Origin of the sequence: Curvivirga sp. (assembly GCF_965219885.1) — a bacterium.
Taxonomy (GTDB): Bacteria; Pseudomonadota; Alphaproteobacteria; order UBA8366; family Aestuariispiraceae; genus Curvivirga.
In genome coordinates this window covers 2056024-2073389 of sequence record NZ_CBDCOT010000009.1, presented here as the reverse complement: position 1 = coordinate 2073389, position 17366 = coordinate 2056024, and the positions used below count along the sequence as shown (strand labels likewise).

Below are 17366 nucleotides of genomic sequence, written 5' to 3'. Positions count from 1 at the left end.
AAACTTTCAATCCGGATCGTTAAAGATTTTTAAGATACTTTTGACCGAGAAGAGCAAGTCGATTTAAAAAATGTATTCAGCAGCGAAATTAAATCCTCAACTCGAGGAAGACATTATTGAGGGTAATGAAGATTTCCATTCATCAGCTAATGTATATGTAGTTCATTCTAAAAATGATCTTACTCTACGTTGCACAAAAAGTATTTATAATTGGTGGGCAACGCATCAGGAAAACACGCCATATAAACGTGATTTTCAAATCATTGACCATTTACGATATGCGTCCAATTTGTATTTAGCCCAGCGTCTTGACAATGGTGTCTATAAATTTTTGGTATCAGGCGAAGATGTCAACGTTATCACAGGACGAGAGACGCATAATCGGACCATCACCTATAAAGACCAACACACAAAGCAGGACGATAACTTTAATAATCTAATAAAATATTATGATCAGATTTTGGACGATCAAAGCTGTCATTACTGTACGGGTAATACACATATACTTGGTAAGCGAACAAGAGGATATGAATCCGTTGACTGTCCATTATTGGATCAGGAAGGAAAACCTAATTATATATTAGGAGCCATCCAACTTACTTAAAACGGAGGGGTCATTTAAAGGAAAGTGAGCTTACTTGTCATTAGATGATTGGAAATCCAGCAAGCCCCGCTTGCTCTCAAAAATTGAGAATGAAGGTGCACGCATCCTTCTGCACCATTGGTCAGAAATATACGAACGTGAAGATCGCCTTCCTCAACGTACTGATATTGACCCGTTATCCTTTATCAAGTTCACCCCGTATATCTGGATTATCAAACGCGTTTCAAAATCAGAATATATCTATCGCCTTGTCGGTGATCATATCATTGAAAATTTTGGCATGGAAATCGCGGGTGTTTATCTTCATGATTTCTTCAGTGGCGAAATGTTGGATGCCATGATGACGTTTTTAAATACAGTAACCGACCAAAAAACAGCCGCTTTACATCATGGATATCGTCATCTTCCCACTTGTGATTATCCAGTCCAATATGAACGCCTATCCCTACCTTTGGCTAATCAGGAAGGAAAGGTGAGATATATTATCGGGTATACTTTCTTCTACGGCATACCTGATCTGGCAGAAGCCATCCTTGGGGAAACCAGCGCTTTTACTCATGAAGAATATTATCAGGCCTGATTAATTTATCTTGCTTTACTTAATAGCCATACGAACCTAACTTCCTTATATGAAGCCAGATTATCAAATAGCCCTGTCCAAACTCAATATACTTGAAGTTTTAAAAGATTTTACCCCCGTGGTTATTGGCACACCGCCACTACAAATCGCTACAGAAGATAGCGATATTGATATTGCATGTTCCACAGAGGAATTAGATAGTTTTCAAGGTTACCTCAATGATAATTTTGGACATTTAAGCAAGTTTCAAAGCCATAAATATGTCCGAGAAAAGATACCAACAATTCTCACTTCTTTCTTTGCATATGAATGGGAGTTTGAAATCTTCTGTCAGAATATTCCTGTAAGCAATCAATGGGGCGTTCGTCACTTTCATATAGAACAAAGACTACTCTCTTTAGTTCCATGCTTAAGAGAAAAAGTAATCGGCCTTAAACAGCAAGGCATTAAAACGGAACCTGCCTTTGCGCAAATTCTTGGCTTAAAGGGTGATCCTTACCAAGCAATGATCGATCTCGAAACCTTGTCAGATCAAGATTTATTAAAACTTCCCAACCGAATTTAGCACCAACCAAAAATTAATTTTCAGATAACTCTTGATTTCAAAAAGAATCATGGACATATTTTATCCATGATTAAGAGGAGATCATAAAATGAAGTTAGGTGATGGCGTTGAACAGGCTATACATGCAGTGGCAATGTTAGGAACGGTCGAAGACGGTTATGTGTTATCAGCCGCGGCTTTGGCGGAATATCACGGTGTCTCTACAAGTTACCTGTTAAAACATCTTCAGGCACTTTCCCGGGAAGGTATTTTAAATACAGTCCCCGGCCCAAAAGGTGGATACAGCTTGGCGCGCCCAACAGATAAAATCACTTTATTGGATGTTGTACTAGCAGTCGAAGGCCGCGCACCTGCATTTCGTTGCAAGGAAATTCGCCAAAAAGGACCAAATCCTCTGCCCAAAGAATATTACAAAGCCCCCTGCCAAATTAATGCCGCCATGTTGAAAGCTGAATGGGCCTATAGGACAGAATTGGACAAAGTCACCATTGCAACTCTCCTTGATCAAGTGATGGCAGAAGATGATGGCACCTTACAGGCACAAGGATGTGCCTTCCTAGAAGCTAATCAACGTCTCGTAAAATCTTAGTTCAACTGCAAAGAAAGGATAAACTCATGGAACAAAGAATGGATTATATCACGGCTTCACCGGAAGCATTTCAGGCTGTATTGGGATTGGAAGAATTCGTTTCCCAAAAATCCGGTATCGAAAAAGGCATTTTGCATCTGCTGAAAATTCGTGCCTCCCAAATCAATGGCTGTGCCTATTGCATTGATATGCATATGAAAGAAGCCCGTAAACATGGCTTTGGAGATCAATGGTTATCCTTGATTTCCGTTTGGCGTGAAAGCCCAGTTTACAGTGATAAGGAACGTGCAGTTTTAGCATGGACAGAATCTCTTACCAATGTTGCCCAAACAGGCGCACCAGATTCTGATTATGAATTATTAAAACCGCATTTTTCCGACGAAGAAATCGCCAAACTTACAGTGGCTGTGGGCACCATCAATATCTGGAACCGCATCGCGGTTGGCCTTCGTGCTCAACATGAGGTTGATAAAGTAAATTAAATAGAAATACCCCTACAAGATAAATCTTGTAGGGGTATTTAAATTAAAACATCAGACCGAATAAAAATCGTTAAAAGATTGGATTTGCCAGTCCAATTACACCATTTATTGTTTCTTTAACTACACCCATAACAGCATTAAAAACATTTTGGGCCGTAACCAACGCAACACCAGCAAAAGTTCTAAGTTGCATCCTAACGACAATCTTCTCTTCTTCTGCTAATTGACGCGCGTCTCCTTCGGTTATGGAATTCTCAGCCAATAACTTGGCAACCATAACCCCTGAGTTAAGTAAATTCTTCGCTGCTTTTTTTGCAAATTCTCTAATTTCGTTCCATTCACCACCTGCACTGACTTTTGCAGCAGCAATAGCAGCTTTAAGAACTTCCTCAAGATCTAAGCTATTCAATCGATCTATAATTGTACTCATGTCAAACCTCCCTGCGGATATCCCAGCAATAAAACTATTTATTCAGCTTTTTTCGATAATTCGAACGTCATCACTGCTACAATTGCACGTCCCAGCGCGGCTCTCCTGACTTTCCAAACGCCCGTAGATCTATCTTGAAGTTTATGATCTTCTCTCCATTTTACGATAAGATTTCGAAGATCAATAATCTGCGCAGCACTTAGCGATACATCTTTGAATTGGTTCGGGTCTCCACCAGTGGCATCTGCCAATGCCTCATTTATCAACTCTTGAATATCCATTCCATGATCATCTATATGGCTAGAATTCGCTGTTGCTCGCACCAACAAGGTATCTAACTTCACCATCAATTTGTCATATTCAGGCTTAAATTCTTGGAAACTATCCTTTTTTGATCCGTCATTTTCCATCTTCACCACGAAAGTTGCCGCGTCTTTATGAAACTCCTCCAGCCCATCAACAAGCTTTTGGTCATACGGCGAAACCCAAGTCACAGTAAAACAGCCAGACAACAACAGGCTGAACAATACGATTACAAGCGCTTGGGTTAATCTATATCCTCGGAAAATATTTATTTTAGACAACATCTTCCCCCTCTTCCTCTGCAAAATATAGAGACGAAATCCAACGTCTTGCTAGACGCAGAAATACACCTCATGCCAAACCATCGAAACATAAGGATACACTAATATTCATTCGCCTGTAAACAGACCTCTAACATTTTAACGGGTAAACCAAGACATCATCATTACTTAAAAGTTGAAATATAAAGATTTTCAACCTTGTCTCTGGCCCATTGGGTTTTTCGTAAAAACTTCAAAGACGATTTCACAGAACAATCAAACTTAAAACAGTTGATATTGATCCGCTTCCCTAACCCGTCCCAGCCATAATACTCCACAAGCTCAGTCACAATTGTTTCAAGTTTAATCCCATGTAAAGGGTTATTTGGTTGTTGGTTAGACATATTCTTTGCACTCTACAATATAAGTCTTAAAACTACCTACCAACTCAACAAAAGAAAACCCTACTGTCTGATTAAAATCGAATTTTACGGAGTTCACACCATGCATCTTACTCAACCATAACTTTCGCTAGCAACAAGAAGAGTTTAAAAAAACAACTGCCATAAGAGATTGAATTGTGTAAACTTCCTCTAACAGAATCTCACTACGCATATTTCAGAAGGTCAGAATTTATTATGCCAAGAAATCGTTCCGTTTCAGTCCTTTCCATTTTGACAGCTTTACCTTTATTAACAGCATTCAGCACCCCTAAGGCTGAAGCGTCGAGCTGGTTGGATAAATTGCAAAACGTGATTACTGAAACAGGCGTCACTGAAAGTGAAAATTCTGGTGGTAGCGGCGTTGCAGGTCTTTTATCCAATGAAGAGGTTATTGAGGGACTTAAAGAAGCCTTAAATGTCGGGGTTCAGACAGTGGTGGGACAACTAGGTGCCGCAGATGGTTTTAATGGGGACCCCAAGATTCATATCCCACTCCCTAAAGAACTCACAGCTGTGCAATCCACATTGAGTCAATTTGGCCTATCTTCCATGGCGGATGATATTGAATTACGCCTCAATAGAGGGGCTGAAGCGGCCATGCCTAAAGCGCGTGATCTGGTCTTAAAAGCTATTCAGGATATGAGCTTTGAAGATGCCAAAGCGATTTATGAAGGTCCCCAAGATGCAGCCACATCTTATTTTCGTAAAGTTTCCACGTCCGATCTCAAACAAACCATCTCTCCCGTTATTGATCAAAGCCTTCAGGATGTTGGCGCGATCCAAGCCTATGATCAGCTCGTCGGTGAATATGATTCCATCCCCTTTATGCCTGACCTAAAAGCCGACCTGACAGATCATGCAACAGATTTAGCTTTGGAAGGTTTATTTCATTATCTAGCTTTGGAAGAAGCCGCCATTCGCGAAAATCCTGCCCAATATGGAAAAGATATTTTGCTGAAGCTTTTTGGGCAATAAGTTGACTTCTTTTAAGTTAAAATGACAAAAAAGGCGACCAATAGGTCGCCTTTCTTAATTGGGATAAACTTGTATCTAGTATTTAATACAAGGTAACAGGGCAATATTACGTGGTCGCGTTTCAGAGCTACCTCCACCAATTGTATAGTTATCATTGTAACGACCATTATAAGATGGATAACTCGCGCCGTTTTCCTTTTGCTGGGAGCGACCAGACGTTGTGCCAATATCTGTACCATTTCGTAGAATTTTTAAGCTCGACGGATCTACAGCATCACTTTGAGAGGTTGCAAAACCACGCCCAGTATCTACACCGCGATCATCATCCCAACCGCGAATAAACTCACCACGAAGATCAGGTAAATCAAATGTGGAAACACCATCACCAGCACCAAATGTTTCACCAATCACACTAAATAGATTGCTATATGTTTCCCGGGAAATCTCACCACCATTACAAGACAGATATCCTGATGGTACTGCATCCGCTGCAAACCAGAAGATTGATCCGGCAGGCACAATCTTTTCTAACAAGGACTGTTTCAAACATGCCAATGCATGATCCACATAAGTCTTATCAACCAATTCCATGTCTACAACTTGACCCGGATTTGTTGTGCAATCTAAATTTTCTAATGTCATATATATTTCCTATTTCTGTTATTTTTCGTCACGAATGACGTGAAATTATATAGAACAAAAATAGAACAAAATCAACAAGCACATATTCCTGTGATAGGATTATAAACCTCGAAAAATCATCAGACAAACATATGAAGGATAAAAGAAAACCCCGCTTTAGATACTGAAATTGGGTTTCATTACAATATGTCCAAGGAATATGGTTTATTCTTTTTCCATGGCTATTTTTTCGACGAATGGCATAACTTCATTAACTGTCATCCCCGCCTTGATCCGATCATCATAGTGAATGCTGATCAGCAAGTCATATAAAGCATATCGATCAAAACTTGAGCTAGAAAACTTCTGCGGATTAGCAATATAATCCCCCCATAGCCCCAAAGCCTTTGACGACAAGTTTATGGCCAAACCTTCATAAAGCTTATCTTGCGTCTTACTATCGTCGATATTTTCTCTCATTTTCTTTGTAGAAACAAAAATCTTAACATCTTCTAACAAACCATTACTTTGCTGACTTTCAAAGGTCCACATCATTTGCTCGCCCTGACTGTTTAATAAATAATCTGCCACATTGTATATGTGTATGTTCGCGTGGTCTTCGTCATCCTCAATAACAGTTAAGTCCAAACTTGCTTTCTTGCCCCAGTCCGATAGCTCAGCCATTAATCCATGTAACAATTTTTCAGGTATTTGCGGATCAAGATAAATAATCACTTCCTGATCCCATTTTGTAATATGGCTGGGGGCATATCCAGTTTCTTGGCTCCCAAAAACAACTGTTTGATACCACGCAGGTAGTTCATTCACTGAAATCGTCTCTTCATTTATTTTAGGATACAAAATGAGGACACTCAAAAATATTGGTCCTGTGATAAACACCAATTGTCGCCCGGTTAGTAACCATTCGATCCCAAAAACACCGCGCCAGAATAATAATTTCAAATGATTTTCGTCTTTATTTTCTGTCTCGGCAGCATCAATAGAAGATTGGGATTCCGCATTTAACGGGCGGTATAGATTTTCCTCCATCATATTGATACCTATAATTTCTTGCCAAATCGCATAGATTGGCACAAGCAGAAGAAAGGAAGAAACAATAAGAATAATTATTAAATCACCTATCTTGAGACCAACTGTTAAAGATATCGCGATGACCAAAAGTGGAATGAACAGCCAAGCAAGAATTTTAAATGATACGTACCCATCCCATATATCACTTGTTTTTACTTTTTTATATTTGGGACGAGGAGAATGAATTTTACGATTCGTCTTCAAATAATCACGGGTTTTATTGATCCAACGGTTTTGAACAATCCCCCTCAAAACAAACATCATACATATGAAATAAAGACATAATAGTGAAAATATACCAGCTACCATTAACATCTTAGAGCTAAAAACATTTTGAAAACCCGAATAGCTTTCCAAAATCGGATGAATTTTAAGGGCATATTGAAAGAGACCAAAAATCATGAGCATTAAAGATAAAAACAAAATTAGCCCCATTTTCCAGCCGGTTTTCCTCTCCTCACTCAGAACTATATGCCCGACATCTTCTTCAGAAATATAATATCCAGGTTCCTGTTTCCCTGGCCAAAACATTATTTCATTCTGCTCGCTTACAAAATAACCTGATTGCTGAGAAAGAGCCGACGCTTCTCCTGGATGCATTAACCAGCCATATTCATTCGCATTTTTATTTTTATAAATCGCGTTCTTGATCCAGGAAGGATAAGTTAAGAGGGAAAGTAATACTTCTCTAAATCGACTCTTCTTCAAAACCCAGTTGCGACTATCTTGCGCATATAAACAATATAACGCTGCACTTCCTAAAATCATCTGCAGCAAACGTAAAACTTCTTTCAGTGGAATATTACCGGACAAATCCATTAATCTGAAAATTGGCGGAAATATAATCAGTACAGATAGAAGCGTATAAATTAAGCTCAAGAATGAAGAACCTCGCCGCTTAATTCCCAATATAAGTATAAATAATGCCACATGTGTGAGCAGAAATCGCCTCGGATGATTTAAAGGTGAAATGACATCTGTGAAACTAAGCACCGTAATAGCAACGCCAATCGCTATCACCATCAATCCGAACAGGCAAAATAATCTAATTGTTTTAGGCATACCCTTCCCCCAATCCATTGTGGAAATACCTAGAGGAAGTCCATCAATCATAAAAGTAAAAAATGATATGCATGAATAAAAGAAAACCCCGCTTCAGGTTGGACTGAACGGGGTTCTTGAACTCTTTGGAGTTATGGTGCGGTCGAGAAGACTCGAACTTCCACGGGCTATTAACCCACAGCGACCTCAACGCTGCGCGTCTACCAATTCCGCCACGACCGCATCGCATTTGCCTTGTTAGAAATAACTCTATCAGGCTTGGTAGAAGTCCCAAATCCTTGAGACGGGTGGTGAATAACAAAAGGGGGCTGGCTAATCAAGCCCATTCTTCCTATATATGCTGTCATGACTGAAAATTTTAGCGATCTAAACAAAGAAATCGAATGGAAATACGGGCTGGATGGCAAAGACGGCTATGTAAACTATGAAACCGCCACCGCCTTTATGGAACAACGTGTGGCCGATATTCAGGCCGGTAAAGCGCCGGAATGCATCTGGTTTCTGGAACATCCACCTCTTTATACTGCAGGCACCAGTGCCAGGCGTGAAGACCTACTCACCCCTGATCGTTTTCCAGTTTATGACGTGGGGCGTGGTGGGCAATATACCTATCATGGTCCGGGTCAACGAATCGCCTATGTGATGTTGAATCTAAAGAAGCGTAATCCCGATGTACGCTGGTTTGTCGCCCATCTGGAAGGATGGGTTAAAAACGCACTTGAAGAGTTCAATGTGGTTGGTGAAACACGCGAAGGCCGGGTTGGCATTTGGGTAGATCGTGGCAATGGTTATGAAGACAAAATTGCCGCCATTGGTGTGCGTCTTCGTAAATGGGTCACTTTCCATGGTATTTCTATTAATGTGGAACCGGACCTATCCCATTTTGGCGGGATCGTACCATGTGGCATCGGGGATGAGAAACTAGGCGTGACCTCTTTGGTTGATTTGGGATTGCCCGTTACCATGCATGATCTGGATATGGCCTTAAAATCCACATTTGAAACGAGTTTTGATCCTGAGGCATCTTGATTCTCAATCTAAAACCGCATAAATTCTGCTGATCTCAACGGGGTGCTTTACAAGCTGAGATTCGAAAACTTTCTTCGAAAACCCGCTGAACCTGAACCGGGTAATTCCGGCGGAGGGATTGAGGAAATCACAGAGTTTTTCCAATTCTGAAAATTTCATACAAGACCGCCGCTACCCATTAACCAAATTGGGTCCTTATTAACAGGAACCTTAATGGAGCGCGAAATGAGCTTATCTCAAACATTTAAGAAATCTATTGCCGTTGCCGCCTTGGCTTTGGCCCCTGCTTTGGCAAATGCCAATGACAATGTCCTCACCGTTTATACCTATGATTCCTTCACATCCGATTGGGGACCGGGCCCACAAGTGGAAAAAGCATTCGAAGCAGAATGCGGATGTGACTTACAATGGGTTGCCACCGAAGATGCGGTTGGTCTTTTAAGTCGTTTACGTCTTGAAGGATCAAACAGCAAAGCCGATATCGTTCTTGGCCTTGATCAAAACCTGATTTCCCGTGCAAAAAACACCAAGCTTTTTAGCGAAAGTGCAACAGACCTTTCCAAACTGAGCTTGCCTAATGGATGGAGTGACACAACTTTTGTTCCGTTTGATTATGGTCATTTTGCTTTTGTGTATGATTCAAGCAAAACAACCCCACCAACAAGCTTAAAGTCATTAGTGGAAGACGCTGATGTGTCTATCGTGATCCAAGACCCGCGCACTTCTTCGCCTGGCCTTGGTTTATTGCTTTGGGTAAAATCCGTATATGGTGACCAAGCAGGCGAAGCTTGGGAAAAACTATCCAAGAAAATCGTCACCACCACAAAAGGCTGGTCCGAAGCTTATGGTATGTTCCTGGAAGGGGAAGCCGATATGGTGTTGAGTTATACCACTTCACCAGCCTATCACATGGAAGCAGAAGGCGAGTTTAAATATAAATCTGCGCCCTTCAGCGAAGGCCATTATGAGCAAATCGAAGTGGCAGCAAAATTGAAAAATGCGCCTAATCCCACTTTGGCAGATCAGTTCCTGAACTTTATGGTATCTGATAAATTCCAATCCATCATCCCAACCACAAACTGGATGTTGCCTGTGGCGGATGCGGGGGAATTGCCAGCGGCTTTTGCCAAAGATAAAATCCATTATCCAGAAACTTCTTTGTCTATCTCATCCGAAGAGGTGGCAAAGAATAACAGTGACTGGGTTGATGAATGGTTGGAAGCCGTTAGCCAATAAGCCTGTGATGTAAGTCTTAACAAGCGTCCCTGAAATGCGTATCTTTTATAACAACTCCAAATTTGGCAGTGATACACTCTTGCTGCTGATATCCATTGGCATATTGATCACCATTTTGGGGACAGCTTTTTTTCATCTGGCTTTACAGGCCGAAAGCTATAATTTCTTTGACGTTTTACAAAGTCGCTATATCAAAAGGGTGTTGGTTTTCACCTTATGGCAGGCGGCCCTTTCCATGGGATTAAGTCTTCTATTTGCAATCCCGTTAGCACGATTTTTCTATTACCATAATTTTCCCGGCAAAAGGATCATCCTGACTTATTTTGGTCTCTGCCTTGTCATGCCGGTCATTGTGGCCATCCTTGGCATTATACAGGTACATGGGAATTCCGGTTATATTGTCTGGATGATGCGAAGCCTTGGCATTGAAACCAAAGGTTATCTTTATGGATTATTCGGCATCCTTTTGGCCCATGTCTTTTTCAACACGCCCTTAGCGGTGCGCAGCCTTTTGTCCCGCTTGAATGATATTCCACAAGAACAATGGCGATCTGCGATCCAGTTAAATTTCACGCCTTGGCAGCGGTTTCGATTGGTTGAGCTACCTGCCTTGCGATCTGCCCTGCCCGGCTTAGCAGCCTTGATCTTTATGTTATGTTTCACAAGTTTTGCCATTATCCTATCACTTGGGGGCGGACCAAGGGCGACTACCTTGGAAGTGGCGATTTACCAAGCCCTTCATTTTGATTTTGATATGGTCCGTGCGGTTACTTTATCCGGGTTACAATTGGCGATCTGTGCGATTTTAAGCTTTATTCTTGTACGTTTTGGCAAACAAAGTGAAACAGAAATTTCCTATCAAACCGGACAGGAAAGCATTTTAAAATTCCTACAAAATAAAAGCCTTTTAGCGCGCGTCTTTGGCTGGGTAAGTCTTGCCTTGATTCTGTTATTGGTATTCCCTCCTTTGTTTTCCGTTATTGCCAAAGCTCTTTATCATTTTAAGTGGGATTATCTGAGTAAACCAGCGCTTCTAAATGCAGGATTGATCAGTCTAGGTATATCGCTTTCTGCCGGAAGCCTCTCTATTCTTTTAGCCGTTAGTCTATGTTTGGGATTACGCCATATCCAAAACAGATCCTTACGCAGTTTTATTGAGACCATCGGCGCACTGATACTGGTCTTCTCCCCCTTTGCCTTAGCGACAGGGTTATTCATTGCGCTTTCCAGCTATGCGAATTTGGATCAGATCGGACCATTTTTGGTGATCTTGATTAACGCATTGATGTCTTTACCCTTTGCTTTGCGGATTTTGATCCCTGCCTTTCAACAACGGTTCCAGGAAACCCAACCGCTTTGTATCAGTATGGGTATCCAGGGATGGACCCGTTTTCGCATGATAGATTTCCCCTTACTTCGAAAACCCATTGGCCTTGCCATGGCCTATGCGACCACCTTGTCGATCGGGGATTTCGGGATTATCGCCCTATTTGGCAGCCAGGATTTTTCCACCTTGCCGCTCTATATCTATCGGGCAATTGGATCCTATCGGTTACATGAGGCAAGTTTTGCGGCCTTAATCCTGATTCTAACCTGCTATCTTTTATTTATTATATTGGAACGCCTGATTGGTGGACCGAAAGGACAAACCCAATGTCTCAACAAACAGGCCTGATCCTTTCCGATATTCAATATAACTATAAAGATTTAACGCTTCGCTATGAATTCAACTTAAAACAGGGCGACATCCTTGCCCTGATTGGCCCAAGTGGCGGCGGTAAAACAACCTTGTTAGACTTGATCGCAGGCTTTCTATCACCCGATCAAGGCGTACTCTCTTTTCAAGGCAATGATCTTGTTCCCCTTGCGCCAAGTGAACGCCCGATCACCATGTTGTTTCAACATCATAATCTTTTCCCGCATCTTAGCATTACCCAAAATGTGGCGATTGGTATTGATCCGAGCTTAAAGCTATCTAAAAAAGATCAAGAAAATGTGGCAAACGCCCTGTCCCATGTGGGGTTGGATAATATGGGAGATCGTTTACCTGCCACTCTATCAGGCGGCCAACGCCAGCGCGTCGCCTTGGCCCGTGCCTTGGTGCGGCATAAACCACTTCTCTTGCTAGATGAACCTTTTAGTGCTCTTGATCCTAGCTTGTCTAAAAACATGATGCGCCTGATCGAACAAGCTCAAGAAGACCTCAACCTGACCGTGATCTATTCCACCCATAGTCCGATGGACAGCGTCGGCTTCGCAGATCAAGTCGCCTATATCAAAGAGGGGAGAATCGAAGAATTTGGAAAACCGGAAGATATCTTAAATACCAATACTCAATCTGCTTCGGTTAAAGACTATTTGGGAAATTAATTTAGTGTCCATAAAAGTATAGATGTACTAAAGATTCTAATTTTTGGTGTCTAAACATATCTAAATTCAAGTTTGAATAAGTAGAAACATAATTTGTTTTTAAGTAAACTAACAGAAATCAGATGGAGATTCTGTTGTTTCTACGCGATTTAAGATTTGTATTCTATATCTTAATTTTCCTGCCTTACAATTTCGCATTCGGCGCGGATAAAACTGTTCGTATCACCACTTTGGAATTCAGCCCCTATGTTAGTGAAGACCTACCCGGTAACGGTTGGGCATGGCAAATTGCAGAGCGCGCATTGGCCTATGAAGGTTACAAGGTAGAATTAACAATATTACCTTGGGCAAGGGCTGTAAAAATGGTTCAGTCAGGCCAATTAGATGCGTTATATCTAGCCAATAAAAATCCGGAACGAGAAATATGGGCCAGTTTCACCGAACCTATCGGGGATGAAATATCTGTCCTGTTTAAGCGGCGTGATAATGAGATTGGTTTTGAAGTTTTATCCGATTTACAACACTATAGAATTGTCACACTAAATAGTTCTCATGTAGAAAGTATTCTTAAAAATCAGGGTCTCAACATCCATTCCGTCAGCAACTATAAATTCGGCACCAATCAAGTTTTTCACAAACGGGCAGATGCATTTGTCACAGACAAATTTGTTATGTTGCATTTTTTACGCACCCAGATGCCCTCAAAATTCTTCCAGCAGCTTGATTTCATTGATCAACCCGTCGATCAAAACCAGCTTCATCTTGCCGTTTCCCGCAAACATAAAGATCATATTGAAATCACAGAAAGCTTTAACCGTGGTCTTGTAAAACTGCACGCATCAGGCGCCTATCAAGAAATCCTGCAATATTATGGGTTTTAAATCCACAACAGTCACATTTTGCTATCTTGATTTTATACGTCATGAACGTCGTCTTGGTGCGGCATAAACCACTTCTGTTATTAGACGAGCCCTTTAGCGCCCTTGATCCCAGCCTATCTAAAAACATGATGCGCCTGATCAAACAGGCTCAATAAAACCTCAACTTTAACGTGATCTATTCCGCCCATAGCCCTATGGACAGCTTCGGATTCGCGGATCAATTGGCTTATATAAAAGAGGGAACAATCGAAAAATGTGGCGCGCCGGAAGATATTCTAAATGTGAATACTCAATCCGCTTCGGTTAAAGAGTATTTGGGTATATAGGAGCTCCTCCTCTCATTCTGCTGACCTTTTCTAATGTAAGGTCAGCAATGCTAATAAGCTTAACTAGCTCCAGTCTTTATCATTTTCTGGATTGCTTCTAGAGTAATAATAGGATGTGAAACTTCGGGCGCATTTCCATCCATATCCTTAAAGACAGCCTGCAAGGCAATATGCCTTTCATCTTCATTCATCTTCCCAGCTTTGAGAAGAGATAAATAGGTACTTATTTGTGTCACCCGAAAATATGCTTGATCACCCATATGAATGGCACGAGCTATTTGTTTAATAATAAGTGTTATCATCATGATAAGAAGAGCAAGAGGGAAGCCAAATACAATTGCATGATCAAATGTAAAAAACTTATCCTTATTATACCAACCTTGCCCACTTGCATAACCATGCAACATTAAAGCAAGTAAAACTCCAGAACATAAAACAACTACTAACGCAATTATCCAGTTCGTTCTGAATTTCGCCTGCTTTCGTGTCATATCTTTCCAGTACTTTAAAGGCGCACTAACAGCCTCAGCATTTACTAAACTTTGTAGCTCCTGACTGATAAATGATTTTTCTGCCGCAAGAAGTCTAACTTGTTCTTTACCTGCTATCTTTACGAGTTCTTGTTGGCTTGCTCCTGATTGTTCAAGAATTTCACCCTGAGCCTCTACAATACCGCGTATATACTTCTCTCCTTCAACAAGAGCATCAGTATCTGAGTTATAACTAATTTGCTCATCTATGCTAGAAGTCTCTTCTGGAAAAAACTCATTCCAGTTATCCAAGAGATCATGTAATCCCTCAAGAACTTTAGCCATAGCAGAATTTGCTGCACCACGACTAATACCTATTGATAACAATTGATCGAATGCGGGTAGAATATTTACCAATTTAGCTTGCTGGACTCTCCCACTCACAGCTAACCTAAGGTCCTCAAAAAAACTTTTTGTTCCACGCACCATGTCTTTATTATATGGATATGAAAGCACTTCAAGAGACTGAATATGATTTCTAAGCTCAGCTTTAATCTTTTCCATTTCTTTGACACTCATTGCCCCCTCCCGAAATACTAGAATATATACAATTAAAAATAGTATCCACCTTGTAAAGATTCAAGCAATATATCTTCTAGTTGCAACTAATCATTTTCAGTTCTGGGAAATCATCAAACAGTCGGGAACTTATGCAAACCAACCCCGGTAGGGGCGTCGCTGATTTCTACTAGTACGGCGGTGACTCGTGCTAGTTCGGGGCCGTCTTCGCAGCGCTTTAGCATTTTATCGACGATTTCTGCATCTCCTGAAAAGAGGGCCTCGACAGAACCATCCGTGCGATTACGCACCCAACCGTTTAAACCAAGTTCCTTGGCATTTTCCACCGTCCAGTTTCGATACCAGACGCCCTGCACTTTGCCTTCGATACGTGTGAGAACTGATTTTGTCATTTTGTGATCTCCCCAAAAGAAAAAGGCGACCTCAATGAGATCGCCTTTAAACTTATAGTTTAGAGTTTATTCAAACTCTACGATTTTTTGATCAACGGCGAGGTTGTCGCCATCTTCGGCATAAACCGCTTTGATGGTGACATCCTGTTCAGCGCGCAGGATATTTTCCATTTTCATGGCTTCTACCACTGCGAGTTCACTACCCGCTTTCACTTGGTCGCCTTCCTTGACAGAAAGACGGACCAACAAGCCCGGCATTGGGGAAAGCAGGAATTTGGAAAGATCAGGTGGCTCCTTATACGGCATCAAGCGTAAGAGATGTGCCAAGCGACGTTCGATCAATTGCACGCGAATACGCGCCCCGTCATGGGACAGAATGCTGCCGCCTTCGGATGTATCCAGTTGCATCACCACCGGTGTATCATTGACAACTGTTTTCACAATCGGCTCAATCGGGCTCCAGCTAGACTCAATTTCAAACTCTTCGCCATCAACTTTCACCGTCACATGGGTATCGGAACGTTTTTTGATTTTGATCTTATATTCGATCTTATCTTTTTCACCCAAGAAGGCATTAAACTTGCCTTTCTTAAACGGTTCCGCTGGTGTTACTCGGCCGGATAGGCCTTGTTCTTCTTCCAATTCACGCATATGGATCATGGACGCCACCGCCGCAAAAAGTTTTGGGTTCTTAGGTGCCAATAGCTCTTCCGTCATGCCGTCAGGATAATGATCCCCAATAAAGTTGGTGGTCATATTCCCTGCACGGATGTCCTCATCCCCACAAAGCTGGTTTAAGAAACCAAGATTATGACTAAGACCACGTACATGATACAGATCCAAAGCTTGTTGCATATTATCAAAAGCTTCTTTTCGATCCTTACCCCCTGTCACCAATTTGGCAATCATCGGGTCATAGAACATGGAAATTTCTGCACCTTCTTCGACGCCCGTATCCACACGAACTTTGCCTTCGATTTCTTCCGGGGCTGTATATTGAACCAGACGACCGGTGGATGGCAGGAAACCACGTTCTGGGTCTTCCGCATAAAGACGCGCTTCAAGGGCCCAGCCTGTCAGCTTCACATCTTCCTGCTTCATCGGCAGTTTTTCATCATTTGCCACGCGGATCATCAATTCGACCAGATCATAACCTGTGATGAGTTCAGTCACCGGATGTTCCACCTGCAAACGTGTATTCATCTCTAGGAAATAGAAGTTTTTATCCTTATCCACGATAAATTCCACCGTACCGGCGGAGCAATAATCAACTTCCTTCGCCAAGGCCACAGCCTGTTCACCCATGGCTTTACGGGTAGCTTCATCCAAGAATGGAGATGGGGCTTCTTCCAATACTTTTTGATGACGACGTTGAATAGAACATTCACGTTCACCGAAATACAAAGTATTGCCATGTTTATCCGCCATGATCTGAATTTCGATATGGCGTGGCTGTTCGATGAATTTTTCAATAAACACACGATCATCCCCGAAAGAGGCACGGCCTTCATTCATCGCAGATACAAGGCCTTCGCGGCATTCATCATCATTCCAGGCAAGGCGCATACCTTTACCGCCACCACCAGCAGAGGCCTTCAACATAACCGGATAACCAATGCCATTGGCAATTTTCACGGCTTCTTCAGGGTCGTCGATTGCTTCCACATGACCGGGTACGGAACTTACGCCTGCATTGATCGCCAATTTCTTGGATTCGATCTTGTCACCCATGGCTTCAATCGCGCCTTTAGGTGGGCCAATAAAGGCAACGCCCGCTTTTTCCAACGCTTCGGCAAAGAGCTTATTTTCGGACAAGAAACCATAGCCCGGATGGACGGCTTCGGCGCCTGTTTGTTTGATCGCATCCAAAATCTTTTCAATCACAAGATAGCTTTCAGCAGAGGCCGCAGGACCAATATGTACAGCTTCATCGGCCATACGCATATGCAAGGCACCATCATCGGCATCGGAATAAACCGCCACGGTTTTAATGCCCATCTTTTTTGCTGTTTTAATCACGCGACATGCAATTTCGCCACGGTTCGCAATGAGAATTTTCTTAAACATTTTTCTAAAT

The 17366-nt window shown here is 41.8% G+C and carries 19 protein-coding genes, 1 tRNA gene and 1 riboswitch; of the genes, 11 read left to right on the top strand and 9 right to left on the bottom strand.

Annotation, left to right across the window (positions count from 1 at the left end):
- Positions 1 to 70 precede the first annotated feature (70 nt).
- The 5 genes from ACOQOA_RS15255 (at position 71) to ACOQOA_RS15235 (ending at position 2820) form a co-directional block, all read left to right on the top strand.
- A complete protein-coding gene (locus tag ACOQOA_RS15255; protein ID WP_420549472.1) occupies positions 71 to 604 on the top strand; it encodes a hypothetical protein in 534 nt (177 codons plus the stop codon).
- A gap of 34 nt (positions 605 to 638) precedes the next feature.
- Positions 639 to 1184 (top strand): PAS domain-containing protein, encoded by a 546-nt coding sequence (locus ACOQOA_RS15250; protein WP_420549471.1) that lies wholly within the window; start codon positions 639 to 641, stop codon positions 1182 to 1184.
- Between the two features lie 49 nt (positions 1185 to 1233).
- Entirely contained in the window at positions 1234 to 1749 is a 516-nt protein-coding gene (locus ACOQOA_RS15245) for a DUF4269 domain-containing protein (RefSeq protein WP_420549470.1), read from the top strand.
- A gap of 88 nt (positions 1750 to 1837) precedes the next feature.
- A complete protein-coding gene (locus ACOQOA_RS15240) occupies positions 1838 to 2338 on the top strand; it encodes an Rrf2 family transcriptional regulator (protein ID WP_420549469.1) in 501 nt (166 codons plus the stop codon).
- 26 nt (positions 2339 to 2364) lie between these two features.
- Positions 2365 to 2820 carry a carboxymuconolactone decarboxylase family protein gene (locus ACOQOA_RS15235; protein ID WP_420549468.1) on the top strand — a complete coding sequence of 152 codons (456 nt, stop codon included), beginning with the start codon at positions 2365 to 2367 and terminating at the stop codon, positions 2818 to 2820.
- Positions 2821 to 2890: 70 nt separating this feature from the next.
- On the opposite strand, the gene ACOQOA_RS15230 is transcribed toward ACOQOA_RS15235, so the two are convergent.
- The 3 genes from ACOQOA_RS15230 to ACOQOA_RS15220 form a co-directional block, all read right to left on the bottom strand.
- A complete protein-coding gene (locus tag ACOQOA_RS15230; protein WP_420549467.1) occupies positions 2891 to 3250 on the bottom strand; it encodes a hypothetical protein in 360 nt (119 codons plus the stop codon).
- A 38-nt stretch (positions 3251 to 3288) separates the two neighbouring features.
- Positions 3289 to 3837 carry a hypothetical protein gene (locus tag ACOQOA_RS15225; RefSeq protein WP_420549466.1) on the bottom strand — a complete coding sequence of 183 codons (549 nt, stop codon included), beginning with the start codon at positions 3835 to 3837 and terminating at the stop codon, positions 3289 to 3291.
- A gap of 161 nt (positions 3838 to 3998) precedes the next feature.
- Positions 3999 to 4217, bottom strand: a complete 219-nt coding sequence (locus tag ACOQOA_RS15220) for a VF530 family DNA-binding protein (protein ID WP_420549465.1) — start codon at positions 4215 to 4217, stop codon at positions 3999 to 4001.
- A 234-nt stretch (positions 4218 to 4451) separates the two neighbouring features.
- On the opposite strand from ACOQOA_RS15220, the gene ACOQOA_RS15215 reads away from it, so the two are divergent.
- Entirely contained in the window at positions 4452 to 5231 is a 780-nt protein-coding gene (locus ACOQOA_RS15215) for a DUF4197 domain-containing protein (RefSeq protein ID WP_420549464.1), read from the top strand.
- A 75-nt stretch (positions 5232 to 5306) separates the two neighbouring features.
- On the opposite strand, the gene ACOQOA_RS15210 is transcribed toward ACOQOA_RS15215, so the two are convergent.
- From ACOQOA_RS15210 to ACOQOA_RS15200, 3 genes are all read right to left on the bottom strand, one after another.
- Positions 5307 to 5873 (bottom strand): phage tail protein, encoded by a 567-nt coding sequence (locus ACOQOA_RS15210; RefSeq protein WP_420549463.1) that lies wholly within the window; start codon positions 5871 to 5873, stop codon positions 5307 to 5309.
- Between the two features lie 204 nt (positions 5874 to 6077).
- Positions 6078 to 8006, bottom strand: coding sequence for a hypothetical protein (locus ACOQOA_RS15205; protein ID WP_420549462.1), 1929 nt, complete (start codon positions 8004 to 8006; stop codon positions 6078 to 6080).
- 134 nt (positions 8007 to 8140) lie between these two features.
- A tRNA-Leu gene (locus tag ACOQOA_RS15200) sits at positions 8141 to 8228 on the bottom strand.
- A gap of 156 nt (positions 8229 to 8384) precedes the next feature.
- On the opposite strand from ACOQOA_RS15200, the gene lipB reads away from it, so the two are divergent.
- The 5 genes from lipB to ACOQOA_RS15175 all read left to right on the top strand — a co-directional run bounded on the left by lipB (position 8385) and on the right by ACOQOA_RS15175 (position 13522).
- Positions 8385 to 9035, top strand: a complete 651-nt coding sequence (gene lipB, locus ACOQOA_RS15195; RefSeq protein ID WP_420550114.1) for a lipoyl(octanoyl) transferase LipB — start codon at positions 8385 to 8387, stop codon at positions 9033 to 9035.
- Between the two features lie 28 nt (positions 9036 to 9063).
- A riboswitch (TPP riboswitch) is annotated at positions 9064 to 9170 on the top strand.
- Positions 9171 to 9260: 90 nt separating this feature from the next.
- Entirely contained in the window at positions 9261 to 10271 is a 1011-nt protein-coding gene (gene thiB / locus ACOQOA_RS15190) for a thiamine ABC transporter substrate binding subunit (protein WP_420549461.1), read from the top strand.
- 34 nt (positions 10272 to 10305) lie between these two features.
- Positions 10306 to 11946 (top strand): thiamine/thiamine pyrophosphate ABC transporter permease, encoded by a 1641-nt coding sequence (thiP, locus tag ACOQOA_RS15185; protein ID WP_420549460.1) that lies wholly within the window; start codon positions 10306 to 10308, stop codon positions 11944 to 11946.
- A complete protein-coding gene (gene thiQ / locus ACOQOA_RS15180; RefSeq protein WP_420549459.1) occupies positions 11925 to 12641 on the top strand; it encodes a thiamine ABC transporter ATP-binding protein in 717 nt (238 codons plus the stop codon). Before thiP ends, thiQ begins: the two co-directional genes overlap by 22 nt.
- Before the next feature lie 134 nt (positions 12642 to 12775).
- Positions 12776 to 13522 carry a substrate-binding periplasmic protein gene (locus ACOQOA_RS15175; protein ID WP_420549458.1) on the top strand — a complete coding sequence of 249 codons (747 nt, stop codon included), beginning with the start codon at positions 12776 to 12778 and terminating at the stop codon, positions 13520 to 13522.
- A gap of 385 nt (positions 13523 to 13907) precedes the next feature.
- Here ACOQOA_RS15175 and ACOQOA_RS15170 read toward each other — a convergent pair whose 3' ends face one another.
- The 3 genes from ACOQOA_RS15170 to ACOQOA_RS15160 all read right to left on the bottom strand — a co-directional run bounded on the left by ACOQOA_RS15170 (position 13908) and on the right by ACOQOA_RS15160 (position 17356).
- Positions 13908 to 14897: a DUF6161 domain-containing protein gene (locus ACOQOA_RS15170; protein WP_420549457.1), complete on the bottom strand. Its 990-nt coding sequence runs from the start codon at positions 14895 to 14897 to the stop codon at positions 13908 to 13910.
- Positions 14898 to 15010: 113 nt separating this feature from the next.
- Entirely contained in the window at positions 15011 to 15289 is a 279-nt protein-coding gene (locus ACOQOA_RS15165; protein WP_420549456.1) for an acylphosphatase, read from the bottom strand.
- A gap of 66 nt (positions 15290 to 15355) precedes the next feature.
- Complete coding sequence (locus tag ACOQOA_RS15160) at positions 15356 to 17356, bottom strand: acetyl-CoA carboxylase biotin carboxylase subunit (RefSeq protein ID WP_420549455.1); 2001 nt, start codon at positions 17354 to 17356, stop codon at positions 15356 to 15358.
- Positions 17357 to 17366: the final 10 nt, after the last annotated feature.